Origin of the sequence: Paenibacillus selenitireducens, assembly GCF_002021565.1 — a bacterium.
GTDB classification, from domain to species: domain Bacteria; phylum Bacillota; class Bacilli; order Paenibacillales; family Paenibacillaceae; genus Paenibacillus_K; species Paenibacillus_K selenitireducens.
This window is the reverse complement of record NZ_MSZX01000018.1, coordinates 1-24,956: the sequence shown is the minus strand read 5'-3', so window position 1 is coordinate 24,956 and position 24,956 is coordinate 1. Positions and strand designations below refer to the sequence as shown.

At 45.2% G+C, this 24,956-nt stretch carries 17 protein-coding genes; 1 reads left to right on the top strand and 16 read right to left on the bottom strand.

Translation table 11 applies throughout. The features are described 5' to 3' along the window. Positions 1-21 precede the first annotated feature (21 nt). The 3 genes from BVG16_RS28970 to BVG16_RS28960 all read right to left on the bottom strand — a co-directional run bounded on the left by BVG16_RS28970 (position 22) and on the right by BVG16_RS28960 (position 3,132). Positions 22-873, bottom strand: coding sequence for a carbohydrate ABC transporter permease (locus tag BVG16_RS28970; protein ID WP_078502686.1), 852 nt, complete (start codon positions 871-873; stop codon positions 22-24). Next, on the bottom strand, positions 873-1,751 hold the full coding sequence (locus BVG16_RS28965) for a carbohydrate ABC transporter permease (protein WP_078502685.1): 879 nt from the start codon (positions 1,749-1,751) through the stop codon (positions 873-875). Before BVG16_RS28965 ends, BVG16_RS28970 begins: the two co-directional genes overlap by 1 nt. 88 nt (positions 1,752-1,839) lie before the next feature. Continuing rightward, positions 1,840-3,132, bottom strand: a complete 1,293-nt coding sequence (locus BVG16_RS28960) for an ABC transporter substrate-binding protein (RefSeq protein ID WP_158081830.1) — start codon at positions 3,130-3,132, stop codon at positions 1,840-1,842. A gap of 183 nt (positions 3,133-3,315) precedes the next feature. Here BVG16_RS28960 and BVG16_RS28955 point away from each other — a divergent pair, with 183 nt between their 5' ends. Further along, positions 3,316-4,038 (top strand): helix-turn-helix transcriptional regulator, encoded by a 723-nt coding sequence (locus tag BVG16_RS28955; protein WP_078502683.1) that lies wholly within the window; start codon positions 3,316-3,318, stop codon positions 4,036-4,038. Positions 4,039-4,153: 115 nt separating this feature from the next. On the opposite strand, the gene BVG16_RS28950 is transcribed toward BVG16_RS28955, so the two are convergent. The 13 genes from BVG16_RS28950 to ppc form a co-directional block, all read right to left on the bottom strand. Next, positions 4,154-5,179, bottom strand: a complete 1,026-nt coding sequence (locus BVG16_RS28950; RefSeq protein ID WP_078502682.1) for a class I SAM-dependent methyltransferase — start codon at positions 5,177-5,179, stop codon at positions 4,154-4,156. 187 nt (positions 5,180-5,366) lie between these two features. Beyond that, complete coding sequence (locus tag BVG16_RS28945) at positions 5,367-6,125, bottom strand: ABC transporter ATP-binding protein (protein ID WP_078502681.1); 759 nt, start codon at positions 6,123-6,125, stop codon at positions 5,367-5,369. A gap of 4 nt (positions 6,126-6,129) precedes the next feature. After that, complete coding sequence (locus BVG16_RS28940) at positions 6,130-8,448, bottom strand: ABC transporter permease (RefSeq protein ID WP_078502680.1); 2,319 nt, start codon at positions 8,446-8,448, stop codon at positions 6,130-6,132. Next, positions 8,433-9,731, bottom strand: a complete 1,299-nt coding sequence (locus BVG16_RS28935) for an MFS transporter (protein WP_078502727.1) — start codon at positions 9,729-9,731, stop codon at positions 8,433-8,435. Before BVG16_RS28935 ends, BVG16_RS28940 begins: the two co-directional genes overlap by 16 nt. After that, a complete protein-coding gene (locus tag BVG16_RS28930; RefSeq protein WP_078502679.1) occupies positions 9,724-10,374 on the bottom strand; it encodes a TetR/AcrR family transcriptional regulator in 651 nt (216 codons plus the stop codon). The genes BVG16_RS28935 and BVG16_RS28930 overlap by 8 nt, the downstream gene beginning before the upstream one ends. Positions 10,375-10,921: 547 nt before the next feature. Continuing rightward, a complete protein-coding gene (locus tag BVG16_RS28925; RefSeq protein WP_078502678.1) occupies positions 10,922-11,731 on the bottom strand; it encodes an AAA family ATPase in 810 nt (269 codons plus the stop codon). A gap of 1,563 nt (positions 11,732-13,294) precedes the next feature. Further along, entirely contained in the window at positions 13,295-15,127 is a 1,833-nt protein-coding gene (gene glmS, locus BVG16_RS28915) for a glutamine--fructose-6-phosphate transaminase (isomerizing) (RefSeq protein ID WP_078502676.1), read from the bottom strand. Between the two features lie 555 nt (positions 15,128-15,682). Then, complete coding sequence (gene glmM / locus BVG16_RS28910; RefSeq protein WP_078502675.1) at positions 15,683-17,020, bottom strand: phosphoglucosamine mutase; 1,338 nt, start codon at positions 17,018-17,020, stop codon at positions 15,683-15,685. A gap of 46 nt (positions 17,021-17,066) precedes the next feature. Then, positions 17,067-18,455, bottom strand: coding sequence for a CdaR family protein (locus BVG16_RS28905; RefSeq protein ID WP_078502674.1), 1,389 nt, complete (start codon positions 18,453-18,455; stop codon positions 17,067-17,069). After that, the gene (gene cdaA, locus BVG16_RS28900) at positions 18,448-19,272 is read right to left on the bottom strand and encodes a diadenylate cyclase CdaA (RefSeq protein WP_078502673.1); all 825 of its coding nucleotides are present in this window, start codon (positions 19,270-19,272) and stop codon (positions 18,448-18,450) included. The genes BVG16_RS28905 and cdaA overlap by 8 nt, the downstream gene beginning before the upstream one ends. A 144-nt stretch (positions 19,273-19,416) precedes the next feature. Next, positions 19,417-20,034, bottom strand: coding sequence for a zf-HC2 domain-containing protein (locus BVG16_RS28895; protein ID WP_078502672.1), 618 nt, complete (start codon positions 20,032-20,034; stop codon positions 19,417-19,419). Between the two features lie 150 nt (positions 20,035-20,184). Continuing rightward, positions 20,185-20,742 carry an RNA polymerase sigma factor SigW gene (gene sigW, locus BVG16_RS28890; protein ID WP_078502671.1) on the bottom strand — a complete coding sequence of 186 codons (558 nt, stop codon included), beginning with the start codon at positions 20,740-20,742 and terminating at the stop codon, positions 20,185-20,187. A 187-nt stretch (positions 20,743-20,929) separates the two neighbouring features. Beyond that, the gene (gene ppc / locus BVG16_RS28885) at positions 20,930-23,722 is read right to left on the bottom strand and encodes a phosphoenolpyruvate carboxylase (RefSeq protein WP_078502670.1); all 2,793 of its coding nucleotides are present in this window, start codon (positions 23,720-23,722) and stop codon (positions 20,930-20,932) included. Positions 23,723-24,956 lie beyond the last annotated feature (1,234 nt).

The window sequence follows — 24,956 nt, the reverse complement described above, 5'->3', positions numbered from 1 at the left end:
AGCTGTTACTCTACTCTGTTCCTACTTGACTGCCCCTGCCATAACGCCTTTAATAATATATTTCTGCGCGAAAAGGTAGAAAATGATAACCGGTATAATGGACACGACGAGTCCTGCCATGGCTAAATTCCACTGAATCGTAAATTCACCAAAGAAGAAGAACGTCGATAGCGGAATCGTCCGCAGCGTCGGACTGCTTAGTGTAAGCGATGGCAGGAGATAATCGTTCCATATCCATAGCAAATTTAGAATCCCAACCGTCATCGTAATGGGGATCAACATCGGGAATACGATTTTCCAGAATGTCTGCCATTTGTTGCATCCCTCAATCATCGCGGCTTCTTCAAGGGCTACGGGCACACCTTTAATAAACCCATGATATAAGAACACCGACATGCTAAGCCCAAACCCAATGTACATAAAAATTAGACCATAATGCGTATTCACCATCGAAAAGCCAATAGCGGGTATATCCCAACTACTCATATATTGCATGAGCGGGATCATCACGGATTGAAAGGGAATTAACATCGTCGCTACAAACACAAGTAATATCAAATTGGCTAGCTTATTATTCATCCGAACCAGCATCCATGATGTCATCGCAGCAAAGATAATGATTAGACAAATACTTATAGCCGTTACGATCAGCGAATTTTTAAACGCCGTTAAGAAGTTCATCTTCTCCATCGCTTTGGCATAGAACGCAAACGACCACGAATCCGGCAAACCGAAGGTGTTCGTGAAGATTTCTTTGCGCCCCTTAAACGAATTCACAATCATGATATAAATAGGCAGCATCATGATTATGCCGAGAAGCCATGCACAAACTTCTAGCGCGATATTTCGATATCGGGTAGCAGTTCTTTTCATTATTGTTCAACCTCCCTTTTCTTCGAAATAACAACCTGGGTGACGGTCACAATCAAGATCACAAGGAAGAAAACAATCGCTTTGGCTTGCGCTAACGGATATTGATTTAAATTAAACGCCGTGTTGAAAATATTCATCGTAATCAATTCGGTCGACCCGTATGGACCGCCGCCGGTGAGTGAAATATTCGTATCGTATTGCTTAAATGAGCCAGACAACGTGAGGAACAAGCTGATCGTGAAAGCCGGCATAATCAGTGGAAATACGATTTTACGGAAACGATACCATTTCCCTGCCCCATCAATATCCGCTGCTTCCAGCACCTCATCTGAAATGCTCTGAATCGCCGCGATATAAATGATCATGACATATCCCGCCATCTGCCAAGTACCGACGATGACCAGGGCCCAGAACGCCGCAGTAGGATGATCCAACCAATCGAAGAATATCGAGTCACTGCCCACCATATCTCCGACCTGAACAAAAAATTTGGTAAATACGAACTTCCAAATGAACCCCAGAATTAAGCCGCCAATCAAATTGGGCAGAAAATAAACAGAGCGCAAGAAGTTTTTCGTCTTAATTTTAGATGTAACGAGGAGTGCTAAGCTTAGACCAATGACATTTACGAACACGATCATGAAAAACGCATATTTAAACGTCAAACCAAATGCCGTCATAAATTTTGTATCACTGAAAATTTGTGCGTAGTTCGTAAACCCGACAAAATGGGATCCAGCAAACTTAAAGCCGTTCCAATCCGTAAAGGAGTAGATCAGCCCCATGACAAATGGGACCAGGACCACATTGATAAAGATAAATAGTGATGGAACGATAAAGACGGCTGCCATCAGTTTGTTATTTAGACTTCTCTTCAACGATTTCACCCCTTATCCAATCTATAAAAGAAAGTACAAAGGCTGCTCGCCCAGTTATTACTAGAAAGCAGCCTTTGAATTTGTGGAATTATTTAGCGGCGTTCATCCAAACTTTCTCAAGACCTTCCAATAAACCGCTGCTTGTTTCTTTACCCGCGTAGTACTTTTCCATCTCACTGGCGAAGTCTTGGTGTGCCCCAGCTGGGAATTGGTCAAATACCCATGGAACGGCTTTGCCTTCACTTGCAAAACGGTTAACTTCTTGGGACAATGGATCCATTTTGCTTGTATCGAAGCCGCTATATACGGGAATCCACTTGAACTCTTCTGTGACATAACGTTGTCCTGCTGGATTCGTAAGCAACCAATCCAAAAATGCTTTGGCACCCTGTTGCTGCTCGCTGCTCGCATGCTTATTCACACGGAAGTAATTACTGTTGCCAATCGAGATTCCGTCATTACCATTCAGCGGAAAAGGCAAGAAACCATAGTTAAAGCTCACATCATAATCGTTCAATAACGTTTGTGCCCAGTTGCCTTGGTGAATCATGGCGAACTGACCTTCTGCAAAGCCCGCAACTTGCTCATCGTACGTATTTTTACTTAAATTCGTATGCGGTTTAATCTTATCCAAATCGGCCGCGAACGACTTCATTTCAGGAATATCCTGAATTTTAACCTCACCGGAATTAATCTTTCCAATGACCTCTGATGTATTGTTCATTAATGCAAAAGGCCAATTAAATAAATGCATAAATCGGAAATAAGACTCTTCCGCAAAAGCGATTGCATGCTTCACACCATCTTGCTGCTCTAGCTTTACACTTGCAGCAACTAAGTCATCAATGGATTTTATATCTTCCGGTTTCACGCCGGCTTTACTGAACAAATCTTTGTTATAAATTAAGCCAAATCCTTCTAGTGCAACAGGCAAACCGTATAATTTACCATCTTTCATGGCTGGTTTGTCTTGCCCATCAAGAATTAATGATGCAGATTTCATATCGCCTAGCTCCGCCATATAAGGAAGGAACTTCTCGAATTCAGATCCCGAAGCTGTGGTGAAAATGGTGGGCGCCTTCTCAGGTGCCGAACCAAACTGCGTCTGCAGTACGGTCGTTAAATTGTCTCCGGCAACCCCAAGCGTCTGAACTTCCACTTGATCCTGAGAGCTGTTAAATTCTTTCACAGCTGCCTCAAGCTGTTCCTGAATTTCTACTTTGTTCTGAATGATCGTAATAACTGCTTTTTTACCCGTACTTTTCGTTGCGGTATCAGCATTGTTGGATGGGATCGAACCCTCGTTGGCTTTCCCTCCACATGCGACTAAAGAAGATAATAAAACGGCGGATAACACGATGGCACTTAATTTCTTTTTCATCTGCTTACCCCTCTTCATTTATTTATGTAAGCCTTTACATATCAAATTATAGACGATAAAATAATTGTAAATTATGATATTCAAACAAAAATTACGAATTATACATTTAAATTTTATTGAATAACAATTAAATAAAATTTGCCTATTACGTAATCACATCTTACAAGAATAGGAGATTTCGCTTTGGATGATATAAAATTAATCTTGGAACGAAACATGGTGAAGAACCGATATCAGAATTACAGCCATCCCCCCTATGCCTTAGAGAAAAAGCTCGTTCAAGCGATTCAGAAGCCCGATCTCGAAGAGAGCATCAGCCTACTCAATGAAATCAACCTGCTCGAACGCGCCAATCTCTCGCACAAACCGCTCAATTCCCTCAAAAATTCGTTAATCGCAAGCTGCACGATCTTTACGAGAGCGATCATCGGAGCTGGCGTGGATTCGGAATCCGCCTTTATCCTAAGTGACCATTATATTAATGTAATCGATGAGAGTGATACCGTTGCTAAGACGGTCAAAATCGAGTACATGATGTTGGAAAGCTTCATTCGTATCGTAACGACCCATAAGTCATACACGTATTCCCCCACCATCAACAAAGTCATTTCCTATATCAAAAAGAATATCGAAAAAAAACTATCCATAGAGGATGTGGCAAATACGATCTGCTTACATCCGAATTATCTATCTCGGCTTTTCAAGACCGAAGTAGGAATTACCGTACTCGAGTACATTCATAGCGAGCGGATCGCAGCTATCAAAAATTTTCTCGTTCATACGAACATGCCCCTTCGTGACATCAGCGATATCTTCGAATTCGCCAACCCCTCGTATTTCACCGCGTATTGTCATAAGCACCTTGGCATGACGGCGCGCGAATACCGTAAACGCCATATGAAGTAAGACTTCGCGACATTTAACCCACTTTACAATATGACCTAATGAAAAAGGCTTCGTCCCTTGATAACAAAGGACGAAGCCATTAGAAGAATGGGTGATATTTAATTTTCCCATTCCATTATTTCACGGCGAGGATCATAGGATGCTCATCAATTGGGGCAGGGAGAAAAGAGACAAACGGGGCCGTCTGGGCAATGGCTGCCTGAGCTTGAGCCAGCGATACGGCACCCATTTCGTCCGACGGCAAACTCTGCATGAGTTGAACCGCCAGCTTGCCTGCATTGTGCGTACCCTGGGCGGTGGAGAATCCCGCTTCTTTAAGCAGGGCGATCCAAGACTCTCCGCCGGGATGGGTTAACGTATAGGTACAGATTCCGGCCAGATAAGGCTGAAGGGCCTCCTTGCTGGCAAGAATCCGCTCCAACGTTATCGCTTCGGCATCGCCGCCGAGAAGCTTCACCGCTGCGGCATACGGCAGAGTAAGCCGCAAGTTGACATGCTCCACCTTCTCATTCGGGATGTCCCGCAGGTAGATGAGAAGGCCGGTGAAGCTGTCTAAACCTTCCCGAAGCCAAATTTCGATCTCCTTCTTGCCTTCATAAGCCGAGAGCGATTCATAAGCCATCCTGAGCCGTCCCCCCGGCTTCAAAACCCGGTGAAGCTCGCTTAGAATCCCCGGAATATCGGGACATTGCTCAAGCGAAGATGCCGCAACTACCGCATCGAACTCCTCGTCCCGAAAGGGCAGTCTCTCTCCTGCCAAGTAATGAACGAAGCGGGCGTTGCCGATACCGAGCCGGTTGGCGTTCTCTTGGCAAACAGCCACGCGCAGCGATGAGGCGTCAACTCCAATGACTTCTTGAACAAACGGAGCGAGTGCCAAGGAAGGCCATCCGTCCCCCGGACCGAAATCGAGTACCTTCCCTCCCCGGCAACCGGTGGTGACCAGAAAATCCTCGATCAACCCAGCGTCATGCCAATGTCCCCTCTTTCGGGCGTCAAAAGGTTGGTAGATGACAGACAAGCTTTCTCCCGACTGCGAATGCATGTCGTCGTACAGTAAGGTCGAACTAGTCTTCTGGACCGGCTGGGTTCGCAGCCATTCTCGGAAATCAGTTACGATCGGACTCTTATTTATGGACAATGGATTGCCGCCTCCTTGGGCTAGAATTGAAATGCGTCTTATTGCAAGCGCCCCTACTTCAACAAGGCGACTGCTTTCTCGGTGCGCCGCTGCCGAGTCTCCGCCGCGTCATTCAGATATAGGACGATGCGCCTTTAATTTTTATTCTATTCCTTTATTTTCCTGAAACAATCACTAATGTCACAAATCATATTCCTATTTCCCACATTTTCACCGTAACTTTCTCGACCCTGCCATCCATATCCGTCCCGTCAAACTTCGGAAGCTTCAGTTCGCTTACGATTTTCCCGTCGCGCATGAACATAATGCGCTCCGTCCGCGCCGCAACCTTGGCGTCGTGAGTTACAAGCATAACCGCAGTACCGTCCGCGTTGATTTCGAAGAATATGTCCATAATCTCCTGCGCAGATTTGGAGTTGAGCGCACCCGTAGGCTCGTCGCCGAAGATGATTTGCGGGCTGTTCATAAGTGCACGGCAAATTCCCGCACGCTGAAGCTGACCTCCCGACACCTGTGTAATGTTACGCTTTTCAAGCTCCGCAATGCCTGTCCTTTTCATAAGTGCTCTTGCCTTCTCCGTAATTTTAACGGCGTTTTTTCGGTTGCCGCGCATGGACGGAAGAATGATGTTGTCGAGGATATTCAGATTTTTTAGCATCGTCGGCTGCTGAAAAACAAATCCCATTTTTGTTCTGCGTATATCTGCAAGCTCATTCTCCCCGACCGCCGATATTTCCCTGCTGTCAAAAACGACCTTTCCGCTATTAACGTCATCCGTTCCGCTCAGCGCAAACATCAGCGTCGATTTGCCCGAGCCTGAAGGTCCCATAACCGCAACGAACTCGCCCTCGTTTATTTCAACGGACACTTCATCGAGAACATTGCGCTTCTCATCGCCCTCGCCGAAAGATTTTACGATATGGTCACCGATAATAATCTTCTTCATATGCCTACTCCTTTATATTTTCGGAAATTTTAATTTGTCCTGCGCCCGATGTGCCGATCATTGTTGCGATAAGTACCGAGCCTATCATCATCAGCGGACTAAGCAGATACGCCGAAAGCGGATTGACCGCAAAATGAAACGTCGACGCTCCAAACGTGGAGATGACCGCGCCCGCAAGCATCTCTCCGAGCGTGTTCGCCAGAAGCGTGCCGAGAACAACTCCGACAATCAGAACGAATACCGAACGCGAAACATACTGCGCCGTAATATCCGAGTTAGTAAAACCGAACGCTTTCATGACAGCAATGGAATATCTGTCTTTTGCAACAAGCATTTTCATAAACAACAGTGTAACCAGTACCGTTATCATCAGCGCAACGGCAATTGCGGCATAGGATGCTTTTTTAACGGAGCTTATTGTCGAGCCGAATGTCTGTGTAACAAATTTATCAATGTCTGAAACCTTAGCAAAAGCAAACCTGTCCGCATATTCCGAAGTTTTTTCGTCGACAAGAGATGGATCCGAAAGCTCCGCACAGATAACGAACCACATGATGTCGGCCGAATTGTCGGTGAAAACAGCCTTTGCGGTTTTGCCACCGTTGGTGATGTCGGAATAAATTCCGCTTACCGTGAGATTTTTCTCCTTCCCCTCAATGACCAGAGGAATGACTTCGCCGACCTTTTTGCTCAACTCATCGGCGTTCAAAGCCGAAAGCGCAATTTCGTCTTCTGCCGCGGGTGCTCTGCCCTGGGAATATTCTATAGGGAATATCGAATGGTCGCCGAGCTCAATTTTTATATTTTCTTCCGAGCCGTCCGCCGTCTTTGCTTTGAAAGTTTTTGTTGTAAGCACGGCATACTGTGAAATGGCACTGTCGCTTTTCATCGTCTTTAATATTTCAGCGGCTTTTTCAGATATATTGTCGGTCTGTTGAATGTCCATGCGCATATCGTAGTTCCCTATCCCCATATATTTGATGAAGCTATTTGAGGAAATCGTGTTGTACAGGTTCTGCGGAACAATAATGATAAATGCCGAAATCACAAGCACCGCAAGCATTGTGGCGTAAAGTCTTTTCCTTGCGAGAACATCCTTGATACCGAGAAAAATATTCGTGCCAAAAAGCCTGTTTCCGCTTAGGGAAAAACGATTTGCACCTGCGGTTTTTTCCTGTGAAGTGCCAAAGCGTATGGCTTCCGCGGCAAATATTTTCCGGAAACGTCTCAGCACTCCGCTTACATAGGCAAGAATTGCAAGGAATACAAGCAGTATGCCGATGATTCCGAAAGCTACGGCAAAAGAAGAATTATCGCTTTCACCCATATAAAGTCGTATATTCTCAAGAAGCATGCCTTTGAATACGAACGAGAGTGCAAAACCGAGAATACAGCCTGCCGCCGCAATAGCCGCGTATTTGGCAAGATAAATCTTCTTTATGTCGGAAACACGCAGCCCTATTGCCTTCATAACGCCTATTTCGCGGTAGTCGTCTTCGATTTTCGCAAGCAGCGTAAAGCGTATGCACATAAAAGCGATAGCAACGACAAGCACGCTAACAAGAAGGATTACCCCAATCATCATCCCGTCGGAAATTGCGTTGATCGTTTTGAAAAGCGGATATGTAATCGTTGGTCCGTTCGCTTCAAGTCCTGCGGAGGCATAAGCAGTTTCGAATGCGCCGAGCGCCGACAAATCCTTTAATCTGAACTCAATCAGATACTCCGTACTTCCAAGGTTTTTAATTTCCGCGTAATCATTTCTACTTACAAGAAATCTCTTTGAGGAAGAGAGCATAGAATTCATCTGTGAATCGCGGAGAAATCCCGCAACGGTAAATTCCTTCCCGCTTATTACTGCCTTATCACCAACCTTTGTGGTGCTGTCCCTCATATAGCTTATTGGAACATAAAGCTCGCCGTCGGATACGTTTATGATGTTTCCGTCAAGATCAAGAAGATAATCGAATTTTTCGCTCTGGATGCTGAATCCGTTATCCTGAACATTATCTGCAAGCGAATTTTCGCCTAATATAATCCTAGCGCCGTCCATGTTGAGAAATTCTAGCACCTGAAATTCATCGACATTGCTGTTCTGCTCCGCAAATTCCGTTAGCCGATCAGTATCAATTTCACCCGAATGCATCTGCATAAAATGCGGAGTTTCTGCCCGCGTCATAAGCGTATCTATCGCGCCCGAAAGATTGACGACGAGTATCACCGCGAGCGAAACAAGCATCGCCGCGGCAGCAACAAATATCATCGTTGTCAACGTGATCAGTTTGCTTTTTGATATGTCATTGCGAATTATTCTGTAATACATAAGTCACCTCTGTATTCAAGCTTTTTAATCGATTTTAAGTTATACAGAATGACCGAAGTCACACATAACAGCATCCCAGCGATGATAATGAGAAATCCCGTTCCTCTGCCGCTGCCCGTGCCGATGACCTTTCCCACACTGTCAGCAAGCACGCCACCTTCAACGAATAAAGGAGTGAACACATAATCCGCCAGCACACCCGAAAGCGCATAAGCGGCAACAAATCCAAGCTGAGAAATGATTCCGATAAGTGCCCACGCTCTGCCCTGAACGGAATTATCAATGTTGGTGCGAACCAGAAAATCCAGGCTTACGTTTGCAAACGGCATCATTGCAAAAAAGAGAAATCCCGAAATACAGATCAAGACAATATTTTCGCGCAATCCGAACCCCGCCATAAATATTCCTACACAAAACAGCGAAATCGAAAGGATTTTCACATAGCCTTTTTTTATTGGAAGAAATCCTATGATCACACTGGATACGAGCATTCCCGAAGCGACAATGGTTTCAAGCATCCCTACGACGGAGCTGTCCGTAAAAGCAAGCAACATCGGTATGGAAAGTGTTTCAATAACTCCGAGGAAAAATGTCAGCACCGATGTCATGATCACAAGAACAAGCACACCTCTGTTCTTAGAAACTGCGCTCCAACCGTCTTTGAATTCGTGGATAAACGATTTTGCCTGTGCGCATGTCTTGGAAGCAAGACCGCTGCGTACAGCAAGAGTCGTAGTAACGGTGACAAAAAAAGTGCAAATGTCGATGACAAGCAACAGCTTGATATCCGAAACAGTGAGCAAAAATCCCGCAATTACAGGAGAAATCAGAAATTTTGCCGAGCCCGCCACCTGGACAAGACCGCTTGCCTTTGTGTACTGCTCCTCAGTAAGTAAATCCGTAACCGTAGCTTTGTATGCGGGTTCAAGCAGCGATGAAAACACCGAGCTTATTGTAACTCCCACGCAAATTTGCCATAGCTGCACTTCTCCGCGAAGCATACAAATTAGGATGAATACAAGTCCTATCGCGGAAAGACCGTCGCCTAACACCATTAAAAGTCTGCGGTCATAGCGGTCCGCAAGCACTCCTGCAAAGGCGCTTAAGAGAAGCGACGGCATAAACGCAAGCAAGGTTACAAGTGCCATTGCCGATGCCATTCCCGTCTGCTGGTAAACATAAATCCCCAGCCCGAACGACGTAAGCCCGCTTCCTATTGATGAAATAAGCTGTCCCGACCACAATAGAAGGAATTTTCTGAAGGATTTTCCCGATTTATTCATCGCCGCTTCCATCACCTCTACCAAACATCTGCATCGTCTCCATAAGACTTCCACTTTCTGCACCGAGCAGCCTTTCTACGTTGCAAACAAACGCCAGCATTCGTGCACCGCGCTCCTCGTTCGTCATTGTAACCATATCATCATCAAAAACGGTATTCGCATAGATCACAACCATCTCCATGCATTCATACGGAAACGGTGTGCTGAATAGCCCCTGCTCAATGCCCTCGCAGATGATTCCCGTCAGTATCGGCGGAACGCCATTGATGATGACCTTTTGTATTTTCTGATGCATAAGCGCGTTCTGCGGCTTGTGAATGTGTTCCATAATTTCCTTGCTGCTGCTTCCGCCACTTATGTTCAGTGCCATTACAGCGCGGATCACACGCTCGATTACGGGTATGCTTTTATCTGCAGCGATTTCCCCCGCCGCACCTAAAATACGGACATTATACCGCTCAATCAGCGCATCCATAATATCCTCCTTCGACTTGAAGTGATAATACAGCGTTCCCCGCGCAATTCCGACCTTTTCGAGAATATCGTTTGTACTTGTGCCGTCAAAGCCCTTCTGACCGAAAAGCTCATCCGCCGCATCAAGTATTTCGTTCCTGCGTTCCTCCGCTTCTTTTACAACTCTCATTTATTTTACATCTCCTTGTTATAGACCGACTGTCTGTCAGTAATAGATTAGCATACTATTTGGGGTTGTCAAGAGAGTGTGCAAAACCTCGTCATTGTGTTTTATGCGATTATTAACAATTAAAAACCAAGCAAATTTGAAAATCCCCATAAAAAACTACCCGTTAGTAGAACTAGCGGGTAGTTGTGGAAATTTTTTCAGAGGTCATCTTCTAGATAGTTAAAGGCTGTTTTTTACTGTCCACAATAAGGGTCACAGCTCTGTATGAAGAAAATATAGTTCTAGACTGGAATTGTTGATTCTACAAGGTTTTGGAGCTGAGGAATCGTCAGCCTTTGAGAAATAAGGTTTAGACTGAATATCCAGGAGAAGGTGTACGTACCGCAAACCGACACTGTTCGGAGAAAATAACGTAGTAGACTGAGCATGGACTGGTGATCGCCCTGCAGTTGATGGCCGCCGGGCCTATCACTTGGGCCAGTCCGCATCCGGAAAGGCATTCAGTCAGTCTATAACTTTATTTTCTTAGTCTGTGTCTGTCCTACTCTCATTCAAACAATTGCTTATACTTATTGAAAAATTGATAAAAAAATTGTACATTGTCTAGTTCAAACCATTCTGCTGTTTGAAGAGGCTTGGCATCCAGATTATAAATTTTTGCATGTAACGTGCCTAAAACAAAGGGAGAATGAGTAGCAATAATAAATTGACTATCAAAATATCGTGCCAGCTCATTTATTTGTTCTGCCATTCTTATTTGATTGGCAGGAGAAAGTGACGTTTCCGGCTCGTCCAATAAATACAATTGCCCAGGTAGCAGATATTCCTCAAAAACCTGCATGGACGTTTCTCCATTAGAGTATTTTTCTTGTGAAAATTGAATGTTCTCCAGCTTCTTCTTAAACGCATACGTAGCTTCATATTGTGCCGCCTGAGCCTTGCTCATCCCTTTGTTAATCTGCTCATACATTATTCCCTGACGCAGCACGGAAGATTGCTGTATCTTCTTGATCTCATATAAAATATCCTCTGATTTCATATATCGGCTTCCTTCTGGAAGTTGCCTGATTTCATGCTCTTGCTCATCATGCCCAAGCTGATAGCTACTCAAATCAAGGAATCGCTGAGCGTAAATACTATGCCCATAGCTTGTCATTCTTTCAGCCCCCGAGATTCCTAGCTTGTTGGAAATTACATTGAGTAAAGTGGATTTTCCGCTACCGTTATTGCCATATAACACAGTAATTCGATCAAATAAAAGCACCTCTCCAGCCACGTGCTTAAATACATAATCAGGGTATATGTTGGGATTTCGATCCGTATAATCAGAAAGCTTAAAGCTTCTCAAATAAATCATTGACGCACTCCTTCTACCTGCCTTATAGTTTGAATTCTATTTTACCAGAAAAAAGACAATGTATTCTTAGGGTTGCAGCCGTATTTCTCCCACCTTCCCAACTACTAATAATCTATTCCGTTCCCCCTTCATGTTTACATTCATCGGGACGAGAGGGTCTTCTCGCCGCGCAGCCTGGATAGCCGAAGCAGTTGCCCTCCCTGGTTCATCATTATCCAAATGCAACACTAGCCGAGTGATTTCGGGAAATTTGAACATCAACCTCCGAAACTCATTATTATTTAAAAAAGAACATATAATTGACTTGTAATCACCTGATCGCCTTATTGCGGTCATAGTTTAATTCAAGAGTCAAGTCAACATTAATTCAACAAAAAAGAGGGGTTCATCGCCCCTCTTAGCTATTTCCGCCAATACATCTCCGATTTAATTATCCTTCCGTACTAACAGTGAACAGCACTCCACATGTGTAGCCTGCGGTGCCCAGTTAGTCTGGCGGAAGACGCGCCACCGATGACAGTGTTGACCATGCCCTTCGGACTGTCCCCTTGCGGCCATAGCCCCCGTCCTGTTCCCAGCTTTCCTCAACATTCACCCTCCCCTGTGCTGGGCACTTCACTACTATTAAAGGACTGTCCTGCTCAGCACTCCTACCTGTTGCTATTGGGTTTAGTCCCAACGCTGATGCTGCAGCTGGCTGGGAACTTGGCGAGTGAGGGTCGGCCGTAGGTACGCCCGGCGGTCCGACGTTTGAATTAGAACATAACATTGACGGTATATTTAGATGATTATCAAATCGGCAATGGGACTATGTTCTTGTCTTCTGACACCTATTTACTTATTTAAGGGTTGTCTTCATTCACACCAGCTGCTGACTGCCGCCGGTCGTCTCGTCGGGCCGTATCCGGAAGGGCACTCAGCCAGTCTACAATTTTATTTTCTGGTCTAATACTTTATTTTCTTTTGACAATAACAAAAGGCGAAGCCATTAGATATAAATTATTTTGCTGTAGACACCAACTCTATTGTCAAGACACTAACTTTAATGTCATTGAACTCGAACACTAACTATGTAACGGAAATAAAGTCGTATCGCCCCACCACCACGCTTTCCATCTCATAAAAAGCCCGTCGCTACGCCTTTTCTACCTATTCACCCTAATTTATCTGACAACTCGAGCAAATTAAACTCGTATAGTGAAATGCAGGGCAAAGACAGAGATCAGGGGTCAGGTGAGCCTTGGGAAATGCAATTTAAAGTCGTATCAAAAGGCAGGGATAAGTCAGGGGTATAGGGCACAGGAATAGCCTGAGTAAAAGCCTGAGCAATGCCAGGACAAATCCCGATCCAAAGCTTAGAAGCCTTGAGAAGCCTGAGAAAAGCCTTTGAGATAATGCCCTGTTTTTCCCCTTCCCTTCCCCCTAATTCCCGCCCCTGCCCCAAAAGAAAAGCCGAGCAAATGTCAGGAAATAATCCTTCATCTGCTCGACTCTGATATGACTTTTAATTGCCGGTAAAGGAATTTATTTGCATTGCACTAACTCACTATTTCCCCATCCCTCTTACTCCACCGTCACGCTCTTCGCCAAATTCCGCGGTTTATCCACGTCGTTGCCACGCGCAAGCGATGCGTAGTAAGAGATGATCTGTAACGGTACGACAGACAATGCCGGCGTCAGCAACGCATTTGTCGCTGGGATGCCGAAGACTTCGTCCACGGCTTTGCCAAGGGCTTTCACTTCGTTAACATCCGAGATCCCGAAGATTTCGCCGCCGCGTGCTTTCACTTCTTTAATGTTGCTAACGGTCTTCTCCAACAATGCATTTTGGGTTGCCAGTGCAATGACCGGAATGCCATCTTCGATCAGTGCTAGCGTACCATGCTTCAATTCACCTGCCGCATAGGCTTCGGAGTGAATATAGGAGATTTCCTTGAGCTTCAAGGATCCCTCTTGAGCGACAGCGTAGTCCACGCCGCGTCCGATGAAGAACAGATGCTCGTGTTCTGCGATGCTCTCCGCATACGTGCGAAGCGCATCGGTATTCTCGAGAATTGACTCTACTTGCTCAGGCAATGATAGCATTGCCGCCACAATCGACTTCGTCCATGCCTGCTCTTGTGTCGACAGCGTCTCTGCCAAGTACACACCAAGCAAGAAGAATGCGATCAATTGCGATGAGTAAGCTTTTGTCGAAGCAACAGCAATCTCTGGCCCCGCTAGCGTCAACATGACGCTGTCCGCTTCACGCGCTACTGAGCTTCCCACAACGTTCGTAATCGCGAGTACATGTGCACCATGTTTCTTCGCTTCACGAAGCGCTGCCAACGTATCTGCCGTCTCTCCGGATTGGCTGACTACAATCACCAGCGTTTCCGGTGTGATTAATGGCGAACGATAGCGATATTCCGATGCAACTTCTACTTCGACCGGAATGCGAGCACTCGTCTCAATGACTGTTTTGCCAACGAGACCTGCATGATACGCCGTCCCACAAGCCACAATATGCACCTTGCGAATCGCCGCAATTTTTTCTTTCGTTAACTTCAATTCAGGTAAGGATACAGTTAAAGACTCTGTATTTATACGACCCAGCATCGTATCGCGATAGGCTTTCGGCTGCTCGTAAATCTCTTTGAGCATGAAATGATCATATCCCGCTTTTTCCGCTGTAACCGCGTCCCAATCGACATGAATCATTTCCCGAGAAATAAAGTTCCCCTCGATTGTCATCAATTCGACAGTGTCTTTTGTCAAGACAGCCATTTCGCCGTCGTTCAAAATGAACACATTACGCGTATGCTCGAGAATCGCCGGAATATCCGATCCGATAAAGTGTTCACCTTCCCCGATGCCAATAATCAACGGGCTTGCATTTCTTACGGCTACTAAGCGATCTGGTTCATATTCCGTTAACACCCCAAGCGCATAAGCGCCGCGCAGATGCTGAATCGCTTTTTGTACAGCCTTGACGATATCACCGTCATATTCACGCGCAACCAAGTGTGAGATGACTTCGGTGTCGGTCTCCGACACGAACTTCACACCACTTGCGATTAAATCTTCTTTTAATTCCGTGTAGTTCTCAATAATGCCGTTATGCACGACAGAGAACTTGTGTGTCATATCCGTATGCGGGTGGGAGTTCGCATCCGATGGCTTACCGTGCGTCGCCCAACGCGTATGTCCGATCCCAACGTTTCCGACCAAAGGAGCTCCGTCCAACTGCGATTCCAACACCGCCAGCCGTCCTTTGGCTTTCTTCACGCGCAGACCGTCCTCTGTATACATCGCAATCCCTGCTGAATCATACCCACGATACTCCAGCTTCTTCAAGCCTTCCACCAAGATCGATTGCGCATCCCGCTTCCCAATATAACCTACGATTCCACACATATTCCGTAACCTCCGTTTAATGGGACGTACATCGTCACATACTCGGAAGCTACCAAGAATTATCCGCAGCCTATTCAATTATCAAATATCCTCTTCCATGCCAAAACAAGCATCGTCATGAATGCAGCTGCGGTCTCATCCGACCGGCACTTCCCCTTCTGTGCAATACACATCCATGATTTTATATATATCAAATAATACCCTGACCGCCTCGCGGCTCAGGAAATGAGTGCATATGAAGCATCTCGCCCTAACGTTGTCCGAGCCGTTGCCAACTCGTTTTCCGTTACAGCCATACGGTATGATGCAATACCGGAAGGTCCCCGCCGAATGTTTCGAACACCTTCACCTCGTCGACTTACCCTGCACAATATTCTCCGTTCTGTGCGGTTAAGCCCTGGCGCTTAATGGATCCAACCTCTACCCTGCCTTTCCTTCTGAAATCATACTAGCTATTATATACACCTGTATCTCATTTGGCAACTCGTCAATCCTGCCTGCTATGAAAAAGGCCCTTTGAACAACATATGCTGTCAAAAGGGCCCACGTTCTCATCTAACTTAACGCTTCTCGCACGGTATCGACAATTTGCGCAACATATGATTCCAATTGAACTTTGTCTGGACCTTCCGCCATCACGCGAATCAGGGACTCTGTGCCTGAAGGACGTACTAAGACGCGTCCATTATCGCTTAGTTCACGTTCTACCTTCGCAATGGCATCATCGATCGCAGGGTGAGGATATTTGCTCTTATCTGCTACTCGCACATTGACAAGCACTTGCGGGTATTTGTCCATCATCGATTTCAAATCGCTTAGCTTCTTACCCGATTCGATCAATGTTTCCACCAATTGAATGCCCGTAAGAATACCGTCGCCTGTCGTAATATAATCCAGGAAAATAACATGGCCGGATTGCTCCCCGCCTAGGTTATAGCCCCCGCGACGCATTTCCTCCATCACGTAACGGTCACCGACCGCCGTACGCGCTGTATTCAAGTTCAAACGATCCGTAGCTTTGAAGAAGCCAATGTTACTCATTACAGTCGTTACGATTGTTCCATCGTTCAACTTGCCTTCACGATTCATCCGATCTCCGCAAATACACAAGATATAATCGCCGTCGACTTCTTCACCCTTCTCATCCACGGCAATCAACCGGTCTGCATCCCCGTCGAACGCCAAGCCTAAATCAGCACCATGCTTCACGACTTCAACCTTCAATTGTTCAGGATGCGTGGATCCGCAGTGGTCATTAATGTTAAGACCATTCGGCTCTGCCCCGATCGTAATGACCTCTGCCCCAAGATCACGGAACAGTTTCGGCGCTAATTCATAGGCAGATCCGTGCGCACAGTCTAGTACGATTTTTAATCCTTCAAAACGCTTCGATACGGTAGATGCTAAGAACTCCGTATATTTGTATTTCGCTTGATCATCCCACGTCACGGTTCCAAGATCTACGCCAATCGGACGTGGCAACTCATCGACTTCCGCATCCATCAGACGTTCGATCTCCAGTTCCGTCTCATCGAATAATTTATATCCATCGCCGCCAAAAAACTTAATTCCGTTATCTTCAACCGGATTGTGTGATGCGGAAATCATAACGCCTGCATCCGCACCCAGCACACGTGTTAGATAGGCTACAGCTGGTGTCGATACAACACCAATCCGGATGACATGCGCACCAATCGATAGCAAGCCAGCCACAAGCGCTGATTCCAACATATAACCCGAAATACGTGTATCCATACCAATAATGACTTTAGGCTTATCCGCTTGCCGCGTTAGCACATACCCGCCGCATCTTCCGATTTTATAAGCGAGTTCTGCTGTCAACTCACGGTTGGCAACGCCTCTAACCCCATCTGTTCCAAAATATTTCCCCATTTATTGCGACCTCTCTCTATACGAAATTATTATGTTTATTGTACTCTTATTCCTTTATGTCGGTTCCGCTATTTGCAGCATGATCTGTCTCAGGCGGATTCGGGTCAGTCGTTGGCGGCGGCGTTTCTCCCGTATCCACCGGCAAGGTATCTGTTGGAGGCTTCGGTGCCTCCGGCTGCCCCTTTGAATCTGTTGGTTTGGAGATCTTATCCTCAATCAACACTTTCACATACAGCTGTTCTGTATTCACCTGTCGAACAAAGTTCGGTGAATTCACCTTCAGCGCGACTTGATGCACCCCTGGAGGCAAGTCACTCAGATTCGCTATCAGTTGTACATCTTCAGGCTTCAAGCTGTTCACAAGATCCGGTGCACCCTCTAATGTCACAGACATCACTTTACTCGCAGGTTCTTGAATGGTTGCTTTGAGTTGCTCATTTAGACCATTCAATGTAATCGGCACCTTATCCAACTGACGCTGAACGGCAGGCACGATCGTTATTTCAAAGTTTACACTGCTCGGCTCAATCTTTTCAACTTTTCCAAGAACAGGAAGAGGTAGCGAGAGTGTTGTCGTCTCGGTCAGCTTACTTAAATCAATCTGTATTGAATCGTAGAAATCAATCCCGTCGAGCACATTCTGCGGTCCATAGATTGCCACTTGATTTGCGCTCTGTTTAATGGATGAAATCGCCAATCCATCCGGTAGTTTCCCGACAAAATTAATCTGCAGCGGCACCGATTTGAACGGTTTGGCAATAGGTATCTCCACCTCTACCACTGGCGGCGTAATAATCGCATCCTTCATTTCATGCCCTGTCTTATCATACGCGGTCAGCTTTAACCGCTTCTGCTTCACGGAATTAACAACACCATCAATATTTATCGTTGCGCTGACGGATTGAACATCTTTCATCTGACTCGCAGGTAGTGTCACATGTACCCGATTGGTTGGCGAGATGATCGGCTGTCCAGCTGTATAACCTTTGGCAGGCGAACCCGTTGTGGTGATACTTACATCCATCTCTTTGGTTTGCCTCTCTTCCAGCTCGACCTGGACGCTTGAAGGTGACATCGAGATGAGTTGGATCCCTTTGGGCATCTCCGTGGTCAAACTTAACGTATGCGTTCCTTCGTCTAATCCGGTAACATCCAGCTTCACCCGATAATCTTCCGGCATGGCGGAAGTAAGCGCAGAAGTTTTCCCTTTCACTTGAATGCGAACGACTTCTGGCGTGATTTTATGCAGTATAAAACGACTGCTATCTAGTCCGACAGTCTGAATCTTCACATCATCAATCACTTTAACATCGATTAAGGAGGCCACTTGCGGCGGCGCCGCCGTATCATCTAAATGTACAATGGCCCACAGTATAATAGCTAGTACTAAAGCAATGACTTTGGAAAAATTTGAATTATTTAACCATTTATCCATTTTGGTCTCCTTTCCGCTTCCAGAAAGGTGTCTTATCCGAGATCTTCGGTTTTGGTGTCAGCTCCGTATATAACTTAGAAATTAATGATTCTTCCTTGATATCCCGTACAACCAATCCATTGATAGCGAGAGATACTTGTCCTGTTTCCTCCGATACAACCACTGAAATGGCATCTGTTACTTCACTGATCCCAATCGCAGCCCGATGGCGTGTTCCAAGCTCCTTACTAATAAATGGATTCTCAGACAGCGGTAAATAGCAGGCTGCAGCCGCAATTTGCCCCCCACGCAAAATAACTGCTCCGTCATGCAACGGGGTGTTCGGAATGAAGATATTGATTAACAGTTCGGAACTCATCCGCGATTCCATCTTAATGCCTGATTCCGTATATTCATTAAGGCCTGTGTCTCGTTCAAAGACAATTAATGCCCCTATTTTTCGCTTCGCTAAGTAATTTACAGCTTTAATCAATTCATTAATCGATCGACTTACATCCGCATCTGGGATCGATGATCGACTGAATAATTTACCTCGACCCAATTGCTCTAAGGCGCGGCGTAATTCCGGCTGGAAAATAATCAACACGGATACGACCCCAAAGGTGAACATCTGGTTCATCAACCATTTGAGGGTATACAAATTAAACCACGTACTGAGACCCCATGTGATCACAAGCACAAAGATCCCTTTCAGCAGCTGTACGGCCCGTGTTCCGCGCACTAATTCGATGAGTTTATAAATGACATATCCTACGATAAGGATATCGATAATATCTTTAATGGATTCTTTCCATGTTAAGTTTGTAAAATAATCCATGCTGTACCCCCGCACTGAACCTATTTCTGTATCTATATCTCTAGGTTATAACTATATCCTTTTCGTTGCAAGTTCGATTAATTCCTCTTTATTGATAAAATCGTAAAAAAACCTCTCTTCATCAACAAAGAGAGGTTTGTCAGTCTAATTATATGCTACTCCGGAGAACATGTGGGTGATCCTATACCACAACCAACTCATCGCTTCATCAATCTTGGTGACCTGGCCTGAAATATGTGCAGTAGACGCAAGATTCATCGATCCTTCAATGACCGTGAGGTTCCCGTTCACTTCTCCATATACTTCAGCCTGACCGTTCTGAACCGTCAAATCGCCAGCGACGACATGGCCTTTCGGAACAATCACCTTATCCCCTTCTATAATGAGCTTATCGAGGTCTGGACCTTTCACCATTAATTCGCGATCTTGATTCCAGAAGCTTAGTGCACTAATAAACATGACCATAACAAACATGGCAGCTACCGTAATGGCAGGGTGATTCTTCACCCATCGCAACCAAACTCGTTGTTTTGTCTTTTTTGGTAAAGAAGCCATAATATTTGCAGTTACAAAATCTGCCATCGGTTCAATACGTTGCGTTTTGATGCCAAAAAGCATCATTTCAGTACGTTCCAACTGATCATAGCGCTCCGTACACGCAGGGCAAACCGCAAAATGCTCTTTTAACAGCAATACTTGATTGGGTGCCAACTCATTATCCATATAGTCATGCATTAAAGAGAGGGCCTGTTTGCAATCCATAAGGAGCCATTCCTTTCACATCATTATGCTCAGTATACCGATACTTTAAAATACGTACTGGCTTCAATATTGTTTCAAAAATTTAAATTGTTTGTTTTTCCCATATATATGAACGATGCAAACGCTTCAGCTATTTTCGAATCCAAGAAGTTATAATTTGCGTTCTAATTTTTTGCGTAAAAACTCCCGCCCACGGTGTACACGTGTCTTAATCGTCGTCACCGGCATGTCCAATACATCACTAATCTCTTGTAATGATAGTTCCTGCATGTAGCGTAGTACCATAACCGTCTTATATTTGGCAGGCAGACTGTCAATCGCTTGGCGGATCATCTGCTGCGTCTCAGACAACATATATTCCGTCTCTGGTGTACGGTCTTCACTCGGAATCATCGCATAACCGTCGATCCCTTCCTGATCATTCATTTCGGCATCTAAGGAATACGTCGGCTTCCGCTTGCGTAATCGGTCAATACACAGATTTGTACCTATTCGATAAATCCATGTTGAGAATTTTTGATTTTCATCGTATCGCTCTAGATTTTTGTACACCCTTAAGAACGTATCCTGAACGACGTCTTCGGCTTCATGTCGGTTGTTCAGCATACGATAAGCGAGGTGAAATATCTTGTCTTTATAGAGTTCAACGAGTTCTGCAAATGCCCGCTGGTCACCTTTGCGTGCCAGCAAAGCGAGTCGTGTTTCCAGTGTAAACCCCTCACTTCCACATCATAAAAAAAGGCAATAATATTAAATGGTAATCCACGCCATTGGAAATTGCAAGGTGCATCCTCACACGAAAAAGCAGATTCATATCATATGAAGAAAACCGAGTCCCGTCCCCTCAGGAACGAACACTCGGCCATGGATTGTTCATGAAGCGAAGAATGATAGATCAGCCTGTATTCCGCAAGCCTGCGGCAATTCCGTTAATCGTCAATAGGACTTCACGGAGCAGATCTGGATCATCTTCTCCTTGATCACGCAATGAGCGTAATTCCGTTAGCAATTGCACCTGCAAATAGCTAAGTGGATCAACATAAGGATTACGGAGTCGAATCGACTCTTGAATCACACGAGAGTTATCAAGGATTTCTTGTTGTCCCGTAATTTTCAGAATCAACGATGAAGTCAAATTAAATTCTTCTTCAATGGATGTGAAAATACGTTCGCGAACAACATCATCCTTAAGCATCCCTGCATATTCTTTAGCAATAATCAAATCGGCTTTGGCAAGAGCCATTTGCAAGCCGTCGATCAAGGAACGGAAGAAGGAGAAGTTCTCATACATGTCCCGAAGAACTTGAAGGTTCTCTTCTTTGTTCTGATAGAAGCTTTGCAAGCCCGTACCTGCCGCATACCATGCCGGCATTAAATAGCGGCTCTGTGTCCATGCAAATACCCATGGAATGGCGCGTAAATCTTCAAATCGGTCACTGTTCTTCCGTTTGGAAGGACGAGACCCAATATTTAATTCACCCACTTCAGGCAGTGGTGTGGACTCTTTGAAATAGGTTAAGAAATCAGGATCACGGAAAATCAGATCTTGGTATTTATCCTGCGCAACGACAGACATGTTCCGTACGATCTCTTCCCACGCGGCTTCATTCTCGTCCGTCTCCGGTTGACGAGCACATAATGCAGCAGTAATCAGAGCTGATGTTGCTTGCTCAAGACTACGGTACGCGATTCCTTGCATGGAGTAACGAGAGGATAGTACCTCACCTTGCTCCGTAATCTTAATACCCGCTCCAACCGTATGCGGTGGTTGAGCCATGATACTACGATTTAACGGCATGCCTCCACGTCCCAAAGAACCTCCGCGTCCATGGAAGAATTTCAACTTCACGCCGTATTCCTCAGCAGCAGCTGTAATATCCTTCAATGCAACTCGCAGTTCCCAGTTCGCTGTAACCACGCCGCCATCTTTATTACTATCGGAATAACCCAACATAATTTCTTGCTGATCGTTCATCGCAGTAACGCCTTCACGATAGATCGGCAATCCGAATAATGTCTTCATAATAGATGGTGCTTCATGCAAATCATCGATCGTCTCGAATAAAGGTACGGCTTGAATTGTACAACGAATTCTTCCGTCTTTATGCTTCTTAAATAAGCCCACTTCTTTAGCAAATACCATAACTTCAAGCATATCGCTTGCACCTTGCGTCATACTGATCAAGTAGCTCGAGATACAATTGACCCCGAACTCTTGTTGCGCTTTGTATACCGTACGGTATACATCTAGGCATTCATTGGTCGAATCGCTGTATTTGATATGAATCGACGTCAATGGACGAGGATCGTTCAATACGCGATTCAGAAGCTCGATCTTCTCTTCTTCCGACAAGGAACTATAATCATCAACGATATGCATATGTGACAAAATTTCAGTCATCGCATTCTCATGTTCTTGACTATGTTGACGGATATCCAGCTTAGACATATGGAATCCGAACAATTCGATTTGGCGAATCAGCTTCTGAATATGTGTATCCGCGACGAAATCTGCATAGTGATAACGTAAGCTGCGGTCAATGATCATCAATTCTTGAATAAATTCCTGCGGTGAGTTATAACGAAGAGCCGTTCCTTTCGTTGTCTCATCCAGCACATTCGAAAGCTTATCAATCATATAGGAGAGCTTCACACGATACGGTTCTTTCTCGTTATGCCAGAAATCCAATCGTTTTGTTTCTATGTTTTCCCGATCTGTTTCAATCGAGGCTTTTAGCTCTTCTGATACTTCAATAACACCAAGACTGAAGGACATGGTGCGAATGAGTTCTTTTAAAACCTGCTCGTATTTGAAGATAACCAATTGACGATGCATCTTAAGTGCTTCCCACGTTACATCCGAGGTAACAGATGGGTTGCCGTCACGGTCACCACCAATCCATGATCCAAAACGTAAGTAAGTAGGTACATGCCATTGGTGAGCTGGATAGTATTTCGATAAGCAGCGTTCAAGCTCTTGATATACATCCGGCAGGACTTCAAATAAAGTTTCGTGGAAGAAATAGAGTCCGTTACGAACTTCATCCAGTACCGTAGGTTTACGATCACGAAGTTCATCCGTTTGCCATAGGGTCAATACTTCGTTAAGCAGCTTCTCTCGTAAGAGTTCGCGCTCACGGAAGGTTAAATTCGGGTTATCTAACTGCATCACGTCTTCCGAGATCCGTTTATGGATGTCTAGAATCGCACGACGCATAGCTTCCGTCGGATGGGCTGTCATGACAAGTTCAAGCGAAATACCTGCGATGATGTCTTGTACTTCCTCGTAAGGAATTTTGCTTTCTTTCAAGGAAAGTATGACACTCTCAATGGATCCTGGTTGAATCGCTTCCCCTGCTGAACGTTCATAGTCACGTTTGCGACGAATCCGGTGATTCTGTTCTGCAATGTTAACAAGCTGAAAATAAATCGCGAAAGCTCGAATCACTTGATGTCGAATTTCCGGATTTAGCGACATAATAACTCGTTTAAATTCATCGTATAGTTCTGGTATGAAGCCCGCGCGAAGTGATTTACTCAATTCACGGACCTTTTCCACTATATTAAGAAGTTCATTGCCACCTTGATGGACAAGCACTTCACCCAATATGTTCCCAAGAAACCGCACGTCACGACGAAGTAAATTGTTTGAGTTTGTTTTGTTGGCGGTCAAATCTGTCTCAGTCATTGTTATCCCCCTATCCATCGTATTTTCCATACAAAAATTTGGCTTTCTAAACATAATACTATAAATCGACACGAAAATCTTTACTTTTATTATAAAATAAAGGATTAATATTCATGTATATTCATGACATTTCTAACACCTTCCAGCTAAAGGAATACAAAAGCTGCCCTGATGCCATTCGCGTGACATCTAGAGCAGCAAGAGGTTAATCGCTTCCATTATATACAGCGTTTATACGTCCATCGACACGAATTTCAAAGTGAAAATTTTTGTTCCGATCATAACGTAATTGACCATCAATTATCTCTGATTGGGCCACTTGCAGCGATGTTCGCATATAACGGAAGGAAATGAACATCCCGCTCTAAAATAGAAAATAAATGCTTCGTCCACTTGGGGCATGCATATCTGCATAGTTTACTCTGGCTCCATCATCTGTACGCGAGCCTGGTTGATCAAGAATACGAACGCAACCATACATGCAGCATTCCAACCCATTTAATGTCCCCCGATACGTCCAGCTTATCCCGCCATCGGTTGAAGATGTCACGCCGAGATCTGTTCCGTGTACCTACGAAAAACCCGGGCATTCAACATTTGCACGCACATCAACTTCCGCTCAATTAAAAAAATCCACCCGTTGGTGGTTATCATTTATATACTGGAGCGGGTGATGGGAATACTCTCTCAATCTCGTTGCCCCCATACAGGGGCCACTCGAGCAATCTTCGGGACGCTCGTCGGGTTCCATCGTGCACTTCATCGCACGATTTTACTTAACGACGGTCGAACCCTTGGTGGGTTCTCTTCCCACACAACTTCCGCTCAAATAAAAAAAGCCACCCGTAGGTGGCTATCATTTATATACTGGAGCGGGTGATGGGAATACTCCCTCGATCTCGTTGCCCCCATACAGGGGCCACTCGAGCAATCCTCGGGATGCTCGTCGGGTTCCATCGTGCACTTCATCGCACGATTCACTTAACGACGGTCGAACCCTAGTGGGTTCTCTTCCCACACAACTTCCGCTCAAATAAAAAAAGCCACCCGTAGGTGGCTATTATTTACATACTGGAGCGGGTGATGGGAATACTCCCTCGATCTCGCTCCCCCCATACAGGGGCCACTCGAGCAATCCTCGGGACGCTCGTCGGGTTCCATCGTGCACTTCATCGCACGATTCACTTAACGACGGTCGAACCCTAGTGHGCTNDGRYANAGTATHNATSSGYAS

Bases quoted from the DNA above. Each gene is read 5' to 3' on its own strand.
- BVG16_RS28970 (WP_078502686.1), bottom strand. From the start codon at position 873: ATGAAAAGAACTGCTACCCGATATCGAAATATCGCGCTAGAAGTTTGT.
- BVG16_RS28960 (WP_158081830.1), bottom strand. From the start codon at position 3,132: ATGAAAAAGAAATTAAGTGCCATCGTGTTATCCGCCGTTTTATTATCT.
- BVG16_RS28945 (WP_078502681.1), bottom strand. From the start codon at position 6,125: ATGAAGAAGATTATTATCGGTGACCATATCGTAAAATCTTTCGGCGAG.
- BVG16_RS28940 (WP_078502680.1), bottom strand. From the start codon at position 8,448: ATGTATTACAGAATAATTCGCAATGACATATCAAAAAGCAAACTGATC.
- BVG16_RS28935 (WP_078502727.1), bottom strand. From the start codon at position 9,731: ATGAATAAATCGGGAAAATCCTTCAGAAAATTCCTTCTATTGTGGTCG.
- BVG16_RS28930 (WP_078502679.1), bottom strand. From the start codon at position 10,374: ATGAGAGTTGTAAAAGAAGCGGAGGAACGCAGGAACGAAATACTTGAT.
- BVG16_RS28925 (WP_078502678.1), bottom strand. From the start codon at position 11,731: ATGATTTATTTGAGAAGCTTTAAGCTTTCTGATTATACGGATCGAAAT.
- glmS (WP_078502676.1), bottom strand. From the start codon at position 15,127: ATGTGTGGAATCGTAGGTTATATTGGGAAGCGGGATGCGCAATCGATC.
- glmM (WP_078502675.1), bottom strand. From the start codon at position 17,020: ATGGGGAAATATTTTGGAACAGATGGGGTTAGAGGCGTTGCCAACCGT.
- BVG16_RS28905 (WP_078502674.1), bottom strand. From the start codon at position 18,455: ATGGATAAATGGTTAAATAATTCAAATTTTTCCAAAGTCATTGCTTTA.
- cdaA (WP_078502673.1), bottom strand. From the start codon at position 19,272: ATGGATTATTTTACAAACTTAACATGGAAAGAATCCATTAAAGATATT.
- BVG16_RS28895 (WP_078502672.1), bottom strand. From the start codon at position 20,034: ATGGATTGCAAACAGGCCCTCTCTTTAATGCATGACTATATGGATAAT.
- ppc (WP_078502670.1), bottom strand. From the start codon at position 23,722: ATGACTGAGACAGATTTGACCGCCAACAAAACAAACTCAAACAATTTA.